This is a genomic window from Kitasatospora sp. NPDC092948, assembly GCF_044754805.1.
Taxonomy (GTDB): domain Bacteria; phylum Actinomycetota; class Actinomycetes; order Streptomycetales; family Streptomycetaceae; genus Kitasatospora.
Genome location: NZ_JBIVPU010000011.1, coordinates 22,828 through 37,313 on the forward strand (window position 1 = coordinate 22,828; position 14,486 = coordinate 37,313).

Here is a 14,486-nt window from a genome sequence, read left to right on the forward strand (position 1 = left end):
ATGAGCGCTTTTCCGCCCGGTGCGTGCGGGAGGATTGCGGACGGGGCCCGGCGGTGCACCCACCAGTCATCACCGAGTCACGCAACGGCGCGCGACAGGAGCCAACAGCCATGCAGACCAAGCTGGACGCAGCCAAGGCCGAACTGCTCAAGAAGGCAGCAGCAGCCGCTGAGAACAGCCAGGTGGGGGGAGCGGCGCCCGGGGAGGGGCTGAGCAACGGTGCTCTGGCCGCCTACCTGCACCACTACTACCTCCACACGGCCCCCGAGGACCTGATCAGCCGGGACCCGGTGGACGTCTACGGTGCCGCGGCGTCGCACTACCGCCTGGGCCTGAAGCGGCCCCAGGGCACCGCCGAGGTCCGGGTCTCCACCCCGACCGTGGAGGAGAACGGCTGGTCCTGCGGCCACACCGTGGTCGAGGTCGTCACCGACGACATGCCGTTCCTGGTCGACTCGGTCACCAACGAGCTGACCCGCCTGAACCGCGCCATCCACCTGGTCGTGCACCCGCAGCTGGCGGTGCGCCGCGACCTCACCGGCAAGCTGCTGGAGATCCTCGACGTCGACGCGTGCAACCGCGCGCAGGCCGCCGGCGCCGAGTGGCCCGCGGACGCCGTGGTCGAGTCCTGGATGCACATCGAGATCGACCGCGAGACCGCCCGCGAGGACCTGCGCGACATCGAGGCGGGCCTGCGCCGCGTGCTGGGCGACGTCCGCGAGGTCGTCGAGGACTGGTCGAAGATGCGCGACTCCGCGCTCCGACTGGCCGACGAGCTCGCCGAGCAGCCCCCCGCGCACCTGGCCGAGCAGGAGGTCGGCGAGGCCTGGGAGCTGATGCGCTGGCTGGCCGACGACCACTTCACCTTCCTCGGCTACCGCGAGTACGACCTGGTCGAGCACGAGGGCGAGGAGGTGCTCAAGGCGGTCGCCGGCACCGGCCTCGGCATCCTGCGCTCCGACCCGCTCAGCCACGACGTCGACCACCACCCGGTCTCCGACGCGTTCGGCCGGCTCTCCGCCCCGGTCCGTGCCAAGGCCCACGAGAAGAAGCTGCTGGTCCTCACCAAGGCCAACAGCCGCGCCACCGTGCACCGCCCCGCGTACCTCGACTACGTCGGCGTGAAGAAGTTCAACGCGGCCGGCGAGCCGACCGGCGAGCGCCGCTTCCTCGGCCTGTTCTCCTCCGCCGCCTACACCGAGTCGGTCACCCGGATCCCGGTGGTGCGCCGCAAGGTGCAGGAGGTCATGGAGGGCGCCGGCTTCTCCGGCGACAGCCACGACGGCCGCGACCTGCTCCAGATCATGGAGACCTTCCCGCGCGACGAGATGTTCCAGACCGCCGCCGCCGAGCTGCAGTCCGTCGCCACCAGCGTGCTGTACCTGCAGGAGCGCCGCCGGCTGCGGCTGTTCCTCCGCCAGGACGAGTACGGCCGTTACTTCTCGGCGTACGTGTACCTGCCGCGCGACCGCTACACCACCCGCATCCGGCTCGCCCTGATGAGCATCCTCAAGGAGGAGCTGGACGGCGACACCATCGACTACACGGTGTACGCCACCGAGTCGGTGCTGACCCGCCTGCACTTCGTGGTCCGGGTCGCCCCCGGCGCCGAGCTGCCGCAGCTGTCCGACGCCGACATCGAGCGGATCGAGAACCGGCTCGCCGACGCCGCCCGGTTCTGGATGGACGGCTTCAACGACCAGCTGCAGACCGAGTTCGGCGAGGAGAAGGCCGCCGAGCTGGGCCACAAGTACGCCACCGCGTTCCCCGACGGCTACCGCGCCGACTTCCCGCCGCGCACCGCCGTCGCCGACCTCAAGCAGATCGAATCGCTCACCGGCGAGGGCGACTTCCGCCTGAACCTGTACCAGCCGGTCGGCGCCGGCGACGACGAGCGCCGCTTCAAGATCTACCGGGTGGGCGGCCCGATCTCGCTCACCGAGGTCCTGCCGGTCCTGCAACGGCTGGGCGTCGAGGTGCTCGACGAGCACCCGTACGCGCTGCGCCGCACCGACGGCACCACCGCGTGGGTGGTCGACTTCGGCCTGCGGCTGCGCGAGGGCACCGAGCTCACCGACGAGGACCGCGAGCGCTTCCAGGACACCTTCTCGGCGACCTGGCGCGGCCGGGCCGAGAACGACGGCTTCAACGAGCTGGTCCTCACCGCCAAGCTGACCTGGCGTCAGGCCGTGGTGCTGCGCGCGTACGCCAAGTACCTGCGGCAGGCGGGCTCCACGTTCTCCCAGGACTACATGGAGGACGCGCTCCGCAACAACACCCACACCACCCGGCTGCTGGTCAACCTGTTCGAGGCCCGGCTGTCGCCGAGCCACCGCTCCGGCGGCGACGAGCTGACCGACGCCATCCTGGAAGAGCTGGCCGGCGCCCTCGACGAGGTCGTGTCGCTGGACGAGGACCGCATCCTGCGCTCCTTCCTGCACCTGATCAAGGCCACCCTGCGGACCAACTTCTTCCAGCACGACGCCGAGGGCAACTGGCACTCGTACGTGTCGATGAAGTTCGACCCGAAGGCCATCCCGGACCTGCCGGCGCCGCGCCCCGCCTTCGAGATCTGGGTGTACTCGCCCCGGGTCGAGGGCGTCCACCTGCGCTTCGGCAAGGTCGCCCGCGGCGGTCTGCGCTGGTCCGACCGGCGTGAGGACTTCCGCACCGAGATCCTCGGCCTGGTCAAGGCCCAGATGGTCAAGAACACCGTCATCGTGCCGGTCGGCGCCAAGGGCGGCTTCGTCGCCAAGCAGCTGCCGGACCCGGCGGTCGACCGCGACGCGTGGCTCGCCGAGGGCGTCGCCTCGTACAAGACCTTCATCTCGGCGCTGCTCGACATCACCGACAACCTGGTCGCGGGCGAGGTCGTGCACCCGGTGGACGTGGTCCGCCACGACGAGGACGACACCTACCTGGTGGTCGCCGCCGACAAGGGCACCGCGACGTTCTCCGACATCGCCAACGGCGTGGCCGAGTCCTACGGCTTCTGGCTGGGCGACGCGTTCGCCTCCGGCGGCTCGGCCGGCTACGACCACAAGGGCATGGGCATCACCGCCCGCGGCGCCTGGGAGTCCGTCAAGCGCAACTTCCGCGAGCTCGGCGTCGACACCCAGTCCGAGGACTTCACCGTCGTCGGCATCGGCGACATGTCCGGCGACGTGTTCGGCAACGGCATGCTGCTCTCCGAGCACATCCGCCTGGTCGCCGCGTTCGACCACCGGCACATCTTCCTCGACCCGAACCCGGACGCGGCCGTCTCGCACGCCGAGCGCCGCCGCCTGTTCGACCTGCCGCGCAGCTCCTGGGACGACTACGACAAGTCGCTGATCTCGGCCGGCGGCGGCGTCTTCCCGCGCTCCGCCAAGTCGATCGCGCTGTCCGCCCAGGTCCGCGAGCGGCTCGGCATCGAGGCCGCCAAGCTCACCCCCGCCGAGCTGATGAAGGCCATCCTGCAGGCCCCCGTGGACCTGTTCTGGAACGGCGGCATCGGCACCTACGTGAAGGCCTCCACGGAGACCAACGCGGAGGTCGGCGACAAGGCCAACGACGTCATCCGGGTCAACGGCAGCGACATCCGCGCCCGCGTGGTCGGCGAGGGCGGCAACCTCGGCTGCACCCAGCTCGGCCGGATCGAGTTCGCCTCGCACGGCGGCCCGCAGTCCAGCGGCGGCTGGATCAACACCGACGCCATCGACAACTCGGCCGGCGTCGACACCTCGGACCACGAGGTGAACATCAAGATCCTGCTCAACCAGGTGGTCGCCGACGGCGACATGACGGTCAAGCAGCGCAACGCCCTGCTCGCCGAGATGACCGACGAGGTCGGCCGACTGGTGCTGCGCAACAACTACGCGCAGAACGTGGTGCTGGCCAACGCCGTCGCGCAGGCCGCCAGCATGGTCAACGTGCACTCCCGCATGATCAACCGGCTGGAGTCCAACGGACAGCTCGACCGGGCGCTGGAGTTCCTGCCCGCCGAGAAGCAGATCCGGGAGCGCCAGCAGGCCGGCCGCGGCCTGTCCCAGCCCGAGCTGTCGGTGCTGCTCGCCTACACCAAGATCACCCTCGCGGACGAGCTGCTCGCCACCGACCTGCCCGACGACCCGTACTTCCGGGACGTGCTGCACCAGTACTTCCCGAGCGCGCTGCGCGCCCGGTTCGCCGAGCAGATCGACAACCACCCGCTGCGCCGCGAGATCATCACCACCCTGATCGTCAACGACACGATCAACCGCGGTGGCTGCACCTTCGCGTTCCGGCTCCGCGAGGAGACCGGCGCGACGATGGAGGAGATCGCCCGCACCCACGCCGCCGCCCGCGCGGTGTTCGGCCTGGAGCAGCTCTGGGACCAGGTCGAGGGCCTCGACAACCAGGTCGGCGCCAAGATCCAGACCACCATGCGGCTGCACGCCCGCCGTCTGGTCGAGCGCGCCACCCGGTGGATGCTGGGCAACCGCCGCCAGCCGCTCGACATCGCCGGCACCATCGCGTTCTTCCACGACCGGGTCAACCAGGTCTGGGACTCGCTGCCCAAGCCGCTGCGCGGCGAGGACCTCGCCTGGTACGAGTCGGTGCACCAGCGGCTGGTCTCCGCCGGGGTGCCCGACGAGCTGGCCGGTCGGATGGCCGGGCTGTCCTCCGCGTTCCCGACCCTCGACATCGTCGGTGTCGCGGACCGCTCGGACGCCGACGTGATGGAGGTCGCCGAGCTGTACTACGACCTCGGCGACCGCCTGGAGATCAGCCACCTGCTCGACCGGATCATCGAACTGCCGCGCACCGACCGGTGGTCCTCGATGGCCCGCGCCGCGATCCGCGAGGACCTGTACGCCGCGCACGCCGCGCTCACCGCCGACGTGCTGGCCGCCGGTCCCGCCGGGGCCGGCCCCGAGGAGCGCTACACCGACTGGGCCGAGCTCAACGGCACCCTGCTCAGCCGGGCCCGCACCACCCTCGACGACATAAGGGGTTCGGACAACTACGAGCTGTCCAGCCTCTCGGTCGCCATGCGGGTCATCCGCACCCTGCTGCGCGCCGGTCGCTGACCGCACCGCCCCGAAGGGGCCCCGGGCAACCCGCCCGGGGCCCCTTCGGGCGTCTGCGGCACAATGGCGGCCATGACGGACGCGGTGCTCCACCGGCTCACGGAACTGCTCGGCGAACCCGACGGGCAAGCCCCGCACGGCAGTTGGGACGCCGCCGAGAGCTACCTCGGGATCCGCCTGCCGAGCGCCTACCGGGCGTTCGTGGACCGCTGGGGCCCCGGCACCCTGGACGGCTTCCTCACCGTCCTCGGACCGGTCGACGGCACCCCGGACGAGGCCCGCGAACTGTGGGGCGCGTGGTACGGCTCGCAGCCCGGCCAGCAGCGCAACCACGACCTCGACCCGTTCCCGTACCACCCCGAGCCCGGCGGGCTGATCGGCTGGGGCGTCGACAAGTACGGCGGCTCCTGGTTCTTCCTCGCCCAGGGCCCCGACCCGGACCGCTGGCCGATCGCCGTGGTCAGCGACACCGGCCAGTGGTACGCCACCCGCGGCACCTTCGCCGAGTTCCTGCTGCGCTGCCTGGAACGCGACGACTACCCGCTGTTCCTGGACTTCACCTGGCCCCGCCCGCAGCCCCGTTACGTGCCCTACCGGGCGGACTGAGCGCGGTCGTCGGGCCGCGGTCGGCCCCGGGGAGAGCGGGCGGTGCCCGGGTCGCCGATCTCAGCCGGCTGTGCCCGCCGCCCCGCCGTCCGGCCCACCGGGCAGGTCGAGCGTGGCTGTCAGGCCGCCGTCCGGGTTGGCCGTCAGGTGCAGGCGCCCGCCGTGGGCCCCGGTGATGGCCGTGACGATGGCCAGGCCCAGGCCGTGGCCGCGTCGGACCGGGCCGCGCTGTGCTGTTCGGCCGCCGGCGCGCAGGAACGGCTCGGTGAGCGTGGCGACCATCGGGCCCTCCAGCACCGGGCCGGAGTTGCGCACCGTCAGCCGGACCCGGCCCGGCCGGTGAGGGTCCGGTCCGGTGGTCAGCTCCACCCGGCCGCCGGACGGCAGGTTGTGGCGGACGGCGTTCTGGAGCAGGTTCACCGCCGCCTGCCGCAGCAGCACCTCGTTGCCGACGGTCGGGGCGGCGGCCAGGTCCGCGGAGACCGCCACGCCCAGCTCGGCGGCCTCCGGGGCGACCGCCGCCAGCGCCTCACGGGCCGGCCCGGCCAGCTCCAGTGGCGCCGACTCCGGTGTGCGGTGCGAGAGTTCGGCGAGCTGGAGCAGCGCCTCGGTGACCTCGATGCCGCGCCGGTTGGTGTCCAGCAGCCGTGACACCAGCCGGGGCCAGTCCTGCCCGGCCGGGTCGGCCGCCGCCACCTGGAGCATCGTCCGGTTGATCGCCAGCGGCGTGCGCAACTCGTGGGAGGCGTTCGCCGCGAACCGCTGCTGCGCCTCGAACGAGCGCTCCAGCCGGGCCAGCATCTCGTCGAAGGCGTCCGCGAGTTCGGTGAACTCGTCCCGCGGCCCGGCCAGCGCGATCCGGTGCCCCAGGTCCCCGCCGGACGCCCGCCGCGCCGCCGCCGTCACCTCCTGCAACGGCCGCAGCACCCGTCCCGCCACCAGCCAGCCGCCCGCCATCCCCACCACCGTCAGCAGGGCCAGCGCGTACGCCGACGCGGTCAGCAGCGAGGTCAGGATCTCCTGCCGGGACGGGGCGTCCGAGCGGTGGCGCGGATTCGCCGACGTCAGCGGGTAGTTGGGGACGTACTTCATGCCGACGTACACCACGGCCAGGCAGAGCACGCCGGTGGTCACGGTGAACAGCGTGTAGCTCAGCGTCAGCCGCAGCCGGGCGGTCAGCCGGCGGGGGCGGCTCACACCGCGTCCAGGCGATAGCCGACACCGGGCACGGTGTGGATCACCCACGGCTCACCGAGACGCTTGCGCAGACCCGAGATGGTGATCCGGACCGCGTTGGTGAACGGGTCCGCGTGCTCGTCCCAGGCCCGCTCCAGCAGGTCCTCCGCGCTCACCACCCCGCCGCGCGCCGCCATCAGCACCTCCAGCACCGCGAACTGCTTGCGCGGCAGCGCGACGTAGCGTCCGTCCCGGAACACCTCGCGGCGGAACGGGTCCACCCGCAGGCCCGCGAACTCCAGCACCGGCGGGGCGGACTGCTCCGGGCGGCGCGCCAACGACCGCAGCCGCACCACCAGTTCCGCCAGGTCGAACGGCTTGGTCAGGTAGTCGTCCGCGCCCAGCTCGAACCCCGCGACCTTCTGGTCCAGCCGGGACGCCGCCGTCAGCATCAGCACCCGGCAGCCCAGCCCCGCCGCGACGATCCGCCGGCACACCTCGTCGCCCGACATCCCCGGCAGGTCCCGGTCCAGCACCACCACGTCGTACCGGTGCACCCCCAGCCGCTCCCAGGCCGCCTCGCCGTCCTCCGCCACGTCGCACGCGATCGCCGCCAACCGCAACCCGGCCTGCACCGCCTCGGCGAGGTACTCCTCGTCCTCCACCACCAGCACCCGCACGCACAGCTCCGCTCCTCGACGATCGGACATCCATTGAACCCGAGGTCGCATGTCGAAAACGTATGCGGAAACGCAGACGCCCCCGCAACAGCGCCCGCCCTGCAATGGAGCCCGGACATACGTGCACGGAGCAGGAGGCGAAGATGCGGAAGGTCACACGGCGGACGATCACCGGAGTGGGAGCGGCGGTGGCGCTCGGGGCGGTGGCGGCGTTCGTCGTGGGGGGATCGGAGCAGGTGCGGGCGGCCGACGGCGAGCTGGCCGCCGGCGTCTCGGCCAGCCCGTTCGACGACGGCTCGGCGGCGGTGAGCAGGCTCGACCCGGCGCTGCTGGCCGCGCTGCGCACCGCCGCCACCGATGCGAAGGCGCAGGGGATCGAGCTGCGGGTCACCTCGGGGTGGCGCAGCCGCAGCTACCAGCAGCGGCTGCTGGACGCGGCGGTGTCGAAGTACGGGAGTCTGGAGCTGGCGCGGCGGTACGTGAACACGCCGGAGAAGTCCGCGCACGTGTCCGGCAAGGCGGTGGACGTCGGGCCGACCGACGCGGACGACTGGTTGAACCGCAAGGGCGCCAAGTACGGCCTGTGCCAGGTGTACGCCAACGAGATGTGGCACTTCGAGCTGCTGACGACGCCGGGCGGCCACTGTCCGCCGCAGCTCCCGGACGCCGCCGGGTGAGCGGCGTCCGGGCGGCGGCGGTCAGCTCTCGGTGGCGCGGCGCAGGGCGGAGGCGAGCAGGGCCAGGTCGGTGGGGCCGTTGCCGAGTTCGCGGACGGGGCGGGGGGACGGGGCGGCGCCGTGGTCCTCCAGGCGCTGGGCGACGACGGTGGGGCGGAGCGTCGCGGTGCGCGGGATGCGGCCGCTGACCCGGGCGCCCTGGAAGGCGGTGACGGCGCCGTCGGGGCGGCGCAGGTAGCCGCGGCCGGGGGTGCTGCCGGGGAGGGCGGCGGCGTCGGGCAGGTCGATCAGCAGGTCGGAGTCGCCGGGCTGTTCGGTGCGCAGGGCGATTCGCAGCTGCGCGGCCTCGTCGAGTTCGGTGCCGACGGTGGTCTCCGGCGAGCCGGTGGTGGCGACCACGTGCACGCCGAGGCGGGCGCCGCGGGTGGCGGCGGCGGCCAGCGCGCGGGCCAGCGGGCGGCCGCCGGGGGAGGCGGGGCCGAGCAGCGCGTCGAAGTCGTCGACGACGACGATCAGGCGGGTGGGGACGGCGCCGGTGGCCGAGGCGTCGGGGGAGCGGCGGGGCTCGACCACGCGGCGCCGGTCCGCGGGGTCCTCGGCGGGGCCGCCGACCAGCGCGGGGGCCTTGTCGAAGACCCGCCGGGCGTGCCACTCGGTGAAGCCGAGGCCGTCGAACAGGGCTTCGCGGTGGGCGAGTTCGTCGAGCAGACGCTCGGCGGCGAGCAGTGCGCCGCGCGGATCCTCGGCGGCGTTGACGTGGTCGGTGACGTGCGGCAGGTCGGTGCAGCCGGTCAGGCCGCCCGTCCCGGCGCGGTCGCCGTCGATCATCAGCAGCGCCAGCCGGTCGGGGCTTTCGGAGACCGCGAGCGAGGCGGCCAGGCTGCGCAGCAGTTCGGACTTGCCGGAGCCGGGGCCGCCGCCGATCAGCAGGTGGTCGCCGTCCTCGGCGAGGTCGACGGAGCAGGTCTCCTCGCCGGCCGGGCCGCGCGCGGTGCCGAGCAGCGCGGCGGCGGCGCCCGCGCCGGCGGGCAGCGCCGTCCAGCTCTCGGCGAGCCGGGCGGGGGAGAGCGATTCGGAGCGCAGCAGGTCGAGCAGGCGCAGCGCCTCGGGCAGCGGCCCGCGGGCGGCCTCGGCCTCGGTGTCGGCCTCGCGCAGCGGGGCGAGGGTGCGGGCGAGGCGTTCGGCCCAGGCGGGGGAGACCGCGTCGAGGGCGATGTCGGTGACGCGTTCGCGGGCGCCGCCGACCGGGCGGTCGAGGGTGAGGCGGGTGGCGACCTCGCCGGTGATCAGGCCGAACGCGCCGAGCCCGGTGGGGAGTTCCTCGGGGGTGTCGGCGAGGCAGAGGACGAACACGCCGGCCGCGGGGCCCTGCCGGAGCAGCAGGCCGAGGGCGCGCCGGCCGGCCTCGGTGCCGGGGTCGCCGTCGACCAGGACGACGGTGGCGGGCACGGCGGAGGTCGCGGAGGCGAGTTCGGTGAGCCGGGCCTCGGCCTGCTCGGGGCCGAGGCCGAACAGCAGCCGGCAGGCCTGGTTGTGGGCGGGCCGCAGGTGGGGCAGCCACTGGGCCCAGGCCCAGTCCTCGGCGAGGTGCTCGGGGGCGATCACCACCAGGGCGAGGCCGCTGGGCGGGTGCAGCGCGGCGAGTTGGGCGAGCGCGGCGCGGGCCAGGCCGGTGAGGCGGTGGCGCGGGCCGGCCAGGCCGAGGCTGCCTGCGGTCTGCAGGTCGACGGTGGCGGGCACGGCGGGCAGCAGGGTGCCGGGGGCGGTGCCGGGGCCGCCGGGGAGGTCGGCGGTGCCGAGGCGCAGGGTGAGCGCGTCGGGGTGGTCGGGGCCGCGTTCCCACAGCCGGGGGCCGGTGCCGAGGGCGGCGAGCAGCAGGGCGGCCGGGTCGGGCCAGCGTTCGCGCTGGTTGGCGGCCTGCCGCAGGCGGGCGTTGGCGTGCTGGCGGTCGGCGTCGACGGCGGGCGGCTCGGGGCGGGTGCGGCGCAGCCAGCGGCCGCGGCGCTCGCCGGTGTCGGCGGCGGGCTCGGGTTCGGGCGCGGGGCCGGCCGGGCGGTGCGGGGCGGTGCGGGCGGTGGGGCGGGGGGCGAGCCGGAGCCGGCCCTCGCCGTCGGGGGTGGTGCGGGCCGCTATGTCGGCGGGGTGGGCGAGTTGGAGCGTGGACTCGCCGATCCGCAGCAGTGCGCCGGGCGCGAGTTCGGCGCTCTCCTCGCGCAGGTAGCGCTCGTCCAGCAGGGTGCCGTTGGTGGAGCCGAGGTCCTGGACGGTGGTGTGGCCGTCGGCGGTCAGGTGCAGGGCGAGGTGCAGCCGGGACACGTCGGGGTCGTCGAGCGGCACGTCGGCCTCGGTGGAGCGGCCGACCCGGATGCGTTCGCCGTGCAGGCGGTGGACGCCGCCGGCGTCGGGGCCGCCGACGACGCGCAGTTCGGCGGCGGGCCGGCCGGCGGTGTCCTCGGTGTCCGGGTCGGGTTCGCCGAGGGCGAGGACGGCGCCGTCGATCAGCGGCGGGTGGCCGAGCGGGAGCTGCTCGTCCAGGCGCTCCTCACCGGCGTACAGATGCACGTGGGTGGCGGACCGCGGGCCGCGGACGCCGACCGTGCCGGCCAGCGCGGTGGCGACGGCGCCGAGCGTGGTGCCGGCCGGCGCGGTGACCAGGACGTCGGCAGAGCTCCCGGGGCTGCTCGGGCCGCTGCGCGGTCGAAGGACGGTGAGCCGGATCTGCATCACGCCCGGGGTCCCTTCTGCACACGTGTGGTGCCTGCCATCCTGCCACTCGGGACGGACAGTCCGCGCACGGTACCGGATTTGACGATCTTGCGATGATCGACATGGTGAATCCGACGCCGAGTCAGGTCAAGGATGCCCCGGCACCCCACCTGGCCGACAGTGCGCGGCCGGGCCGGGCAACACCTCGGAAACCCGCCTGGGCACCGTTAGAGTTGCCGAAAACCGGGAGCCCTCGCGCGCGGGCGGTTCCCCTATGGCCCCGGCGCCGTTCACGGGAACGGGGGAGTGCCGGATCGCGGCCCCGGCAGCGGGCGCCGGGTGACCGAACGGAGTGCACAGGTGCGGCCTGTCGGAAGCAAGTACTTGCTCGAGGAGAGCCTCGGACGCGGAGCGACCGGCACGGTCTGGCGCGGCCGGGTGCGCGAGGACGTCGTCGTGCAGGGCCTCCAGCCCGGCCAGGCCGTCGCGGTGAAGGTGCTGCGCGAGGAGCTCGCCGCCGACCCCGACGTGGTGATGCGCTTCCTGCGCGAGCGCTCCGTCCTGCTGCGGCTGACCCACCCCAACATCGTGCGCACCCGCGACCTGGTGGTCGAGGGCGAGCTGCTCGCCCTGGTGATGGACCTGATCGACGGCCCCGACCTGTACCGCTACCTGCGCGAGTCCGGCCCGCTGTCGCCGATCGCCGGCGCGCTGCTGATGGCGCAGATCGCCGACGCGCTGGCCGCCAGCCACGCCGACGGCGTGGTGCACCGGGACCTGAAGCCCGCCAACGTGCTGCTGGCCACCCTGGCCGTGGACGGCGGCGAGCAGATGTACCCGATGCTCACCGACTTCGGCATCGCCCGGCTCGCCGACTCCCCGGGCATCACCCGCACCCACGAGTTCGTCGGCACCCCCGCGTACGTCGCCCCGGAGTCCGCCGACGGCCGCCCGCAGACCACCGCGGTGGACGTCTACGGCGCCGGCATCATGCTGTACGAACTGGTCACCGGCCGCCCGCCGTTCCAGGGCGACAACCCGATGGCGGTCCTCCAGGCCCACCTCGCGCAGGAGCCCGAGCGCCCGCGCACCATGCCCGAACCGCTGTGGACGGTGGTCGAGCGCTGTCTGCGCAAGGACCCGGCCGAGCGGCCCACCGCCGTCTCGCTGGCCGAGGCGCTGCGGGTGGTGGCGGCCGGCATCGGCGTGCACTCCTCCCCGGCGGCCGTGGACGCCGCCCTCTCGGTCGGCGCGCTGCTGCTGCCCGACCCGGCACTGGCCCCGCCCGCGCCGGCCCACGACCCGACGTTCGGCGGCGCCGGCTACGACCCGGCGGCCGCCACCCAGGTCATGACGCACCAGCAGGCCGTCCCGGGCGCCGAGGACCGCACCCGGCTGATGAGCCAGCAGCCGCCCGTGCCGCCCGCCGACCGCACCAGGGTGATGCCGTCGATGCCGCCCGCCCCGGAGCCGCAGCCGGACGGGCCGCACCCGTGGCAGACGCAGCTTCAGGCCGCCCGGGACCGCAACGAGCAGACCCGGATCGGCTATTTCGAGCCGGAGGACCTGGCCGACCCGCAGGTCGCGCCCCGCCCGTACCAGGCCGGCCAGTACCCGTCGCCCGGGCAGCGCCCGCCGGTCGCCCCGCCGCCGTACCAGGGGCAGCAGCAGCCGCCGCAGCCCGGCGGCGGCCGGTACGCCCCGCAGCAGGGCCCGTACCAGCCGCAGCCCGGCCGGCACCCGCAGCAGGGCGGCGGCCGGCCGGGCGACCCGCGCCCGCCGCAGGGCCACGGCGGCCGCCCGCCGGTCGCCCCGCCGCCGTACCAGGCGCAGCAGGCCGGCCCGCCGCCCGGCTACGACGGCCGGCCGCAGGGCCACGGGGCGCCGCAGCGCCGGGCCGAGCCGGCCCCGCCGCGCCGCCAGGAGCCGCCGTACCGGGAGCCGGAGCCGCCCCGCGAGCGGGAGCGCGAGCGCGAGCGGCGGGAGCCGCGTCCGCGCAGCCGCAACCGGATGTGGATCCCGGGCCTGGGCTGCGCGAAGGGCTGCCTGGTGGTGCTGGTGGTGCTGGCGCTGGGCTGCCTGGCGCTGTGGAACTTCACGCCGCTGCCGCACTACTGGGACAACGTGGTGAGCTGGTTCGACTCGGCCCGGTCGTGGGTCAGCAGCCATACCGGCAACTAGAATTGACGCTTTGTCGACAATCTCGCGAAATTCCATCGGATCGGAACCGCTCCGGGGGCCCTCCACGGCCCCCGGAGCCCGCTCGGGCGCGTAGGTTGTTCGTCGAGCACCGACCTCACGAGCCCACGGAGCAGCATTGGCACGCAAGATCGGCAGCCGGTACACGGTCCACCAGGTGATCGGCCGCGGCTCGGCCGGCACGGTGTGGCTCGGCGAGGGCCCGGACGGGCCGGTGGCGGTGAAGCTGCTGCGCGAGGACCTGGCCGCCGACCAGGTGCTGGTCGGCCGCTTCGTCCAGGAACGCACCGCCCTGACCTGCCTCGACCACCCCAACGTGGTCGGGGTGCACGACATGGTCGTGGACGGCAGCGACCTCGCCCTGGTGATGGACCTCGTCCAGGGCACCGACCTGCGCACCCGGCTGGACCGCGACGGCGTGCTCGCCCCGCTGGTCGCCGCCTCGGTGATCGCCGACGTCGCGGACGGCCTGGCCGCCGCGCACGCCGCCGGCATCGTGCACCGCGACGTCAAGCCCGAGAACGTGCTGCTCGACCTGGCCGCCCCGGCCGGCCCCGGCGGCGCCCCGCGCGCCAAGCTCACCGACTTCGGCATCGCCCGCCTGGTCGACGCCCCGCGCCGCACCCGGGCCACCCGGATCATCGGTACCCCCGACTACCTGGCCCCCGAGATCATCGAGGGCCTGGAGCCGCGCGCCGCCGTCGACATCTACGCCCTCGCCACCGTGCTGTACGAGCTGCTCACCGGCGCCACCCCGTTCGGCGGCGGCCACACCGGCGCGGTGCTGCGCCGGCACGTCACCGAGAACGTCCCGCCGGTCGAGGGGATGCCGGACGGCCTGTGGCGGATCATCTCCGAATGCCTGGCCAAGGCCCCCGCCTCCCGGCTGCGCGCCGCCGAGCTGGCCTCCCGGCTGCGCGAGCTGCTGCCCGAGCTGGCCGACGTCGACCCGCTCGCGGTGCCCGTGCCGCGGACCGCCACCGAGGACGCCCCCAGCCCCGGCGAGGCCGTGTACGCCGAGGCGGACACCGGCCGCGGCACCCACCGCCGCCGCCGCGGCCCCGCCGTCCCGCTGGTGCCCGGGCCCACCCCCGACTCCACCCGCGACACCCACACCAGCCTGCGCCGCCCGTCCGCCGGCGAGCTCGCCTCCTACGCGGAGGAGTCCCGCGCCCAGCGCACCCAGCCCGCGCCCGGCGCCCACCGGCGCACCCGCGCCCAGCTGATCCGCCGCCGCCGCACCCTGGCCGTGCTGATCGCCGTGGTCCTGCTGCTCGCCGGGGCCGCGGCCGCCTGGACGGCGTTCGCCGCCGAGCCCCCCGCGCCCGCCGCCGGAGCGGTGCTCGGCACCTGGTACCCCCGGTTGTAGCCGAGCCCCCCCGGCGAACCAT

Annotated in this window: 8 protein-coding genes; 5 read left to right on the forward strand and 3 right to left on the reverse strand. The window is 74.4% G+C overall.

Annotated features, from left to right (window positions below):
• Positions 1 to 110 precede the first annotated feature (110 nt).
• Positions 111 to 5,051: an NAD-glutamate dehydrogenase gene (locus ACIQF6_RS26945; RefSeq protein ID WP_400899420.1), complete on the forward strand. Its 4,941-nt coding sequence runs from the start codon at positions 111 to 113 to the stop codon at positions 5,049 to 5,051.
• A gap of 72 nt (positions 5,052 to 5,123) precedes the next feature.
• Positions 5,124 to 5,657, forward strand: a complete 534-nt coding sequence (locus ACIQF6_RS26950) for a hypothetical protein (protein WP_400899422.1) — start codon at positions 5,124 to 5,126, stop codon at positions 5,655 to 5,657.
• Positions 5,658 to 5,717: 60 nt separating this feature from the next.
• On the opposite strand, the gene ACIQF6_RS26955 is transcribed toward ACIQF6_RS26950, so the two are convergent.
• Both ACIQF6_RS26955 and ACIQF6_RS26960 read right to left on the reverse strand, forming a co-directional pair.
• Positions 5,718 to 6,854, reverse strand: a complete 1,137-nt coding sequence (locus tag ACIQF6_RS26955) for a sensor histidine kinase (RefSeq protein WP_400899424.1) — start codon at positions 6,852 to 6,854, stop codon at positions 5,718 to 5,720.
• Positions 6,851 to 7,513: a response regulator transcription factor gene (locus ACIQF6_RS26960; protein ID WP_400899748.1), complete on the reverse strand. Its 663-nt coding sequence runs from the start codon at positions 7,511 to 7,513 to the stop codon at positions 6,851 to 6,853. The genes ACIQF6_RS26955 and ACIQF6_RS26960 overlap by 4 nt, the downstream gene beginning before the upstream one ends.
• Before the next feature lie 143 nt (positions 7,514 to 7,656).
• Between ACIQF6_RS26960 and ACIQF6_RS26965 the strand changes: the two genes are divergently transcribed.
• Positions 7,657 to 8,190: a M15 family metallopeptidase gene (locus ACIQF6_RS26965; RefSeq protein WP_400899426.1), complete on the forward strand. Its 534-nt coding sequence runs from the start codon at positions 7,657 to 7,659 to the stop codon at positions 8,188 to 8,190.
• Between the two features lie 21 nt (positions 8,191 to 8,211).
• Here the strand turns inward: ACIQF6_RS26965 and ACIQF6_RS26970 are convergent, their stop codons facing one another.
• On the reverse strand, positions 8,212 to 10,914 hold the full coding sequence (locus ACIQF6_RS26970; protein ID WP_400899750.1) for an FtsK/SpoIIIE domain-containing protein: 2,703 nt from the start codon (positions 10,912 to 10,914) through the stop codon (positions 8,212 to 8,214).
• A gap of 342 nt (positions 10,915 to 11,256) precedes the next feature.
• On the opposite strand from ACIQF6_RS26970, the gene ACIQF6_RS26975 reads away from it, so the two are divergent.
• Entirely contained in the window at positions 11,257 to 13,077 is a 1,821-nt protein-coding gene (locus ACIQF6_RS26975; protein ID WP_400899428.1) for a protein kinase, read from the forward strand.
• 136 nt (positions 13,078 to 13,213) lie between these two features.
• Entirely contained in the window at positions 13,214 to 14,464 is a 1,251-nt protein-coding gene (locus tag ACIQF6_RS26980) for a serine/threonine-protein kinase (protein WP_400899430.1), read from the forward strand.
• Positions 14,465 to 14,486: the final 22 nt, after the last annotated feature.

What these genes read in the sequence shown, in the direction of transcription:
- ACIQF6_RS26945 (WP_400899420.1), top strand. Translation starts at nt 111, where the DNA reads ATGCAGACCAAGCTGGACGCAGCCAAGGCCGAACTGCTCAAGAAGGCA.
- ACIQF6_RS26950 (WP_400899422.1), top strand. Translation starts at nt 5,124, where the DNA reads ATGACGGACGCGGTGCTCCACCGGCTCACGGAACTGCTCGGCGAACCC.
- ACIQF6_RS26965 (WP_400899426.1), top strand. Translation starts at nt 7,657, where the DNA reads ATGCGGAAGGTCACACGGCGGACGATCACCGGAGTGGGAGCGGCGGTG.
- ACIQF6_RS26970 (WP_400899750.1), bottom strand. Translation starts at nt 10,914, where the DNA reads ATGCAGATCCGGCTCACCGTCCTTCGACCGCGCAGCGGCCCGAGCAGC.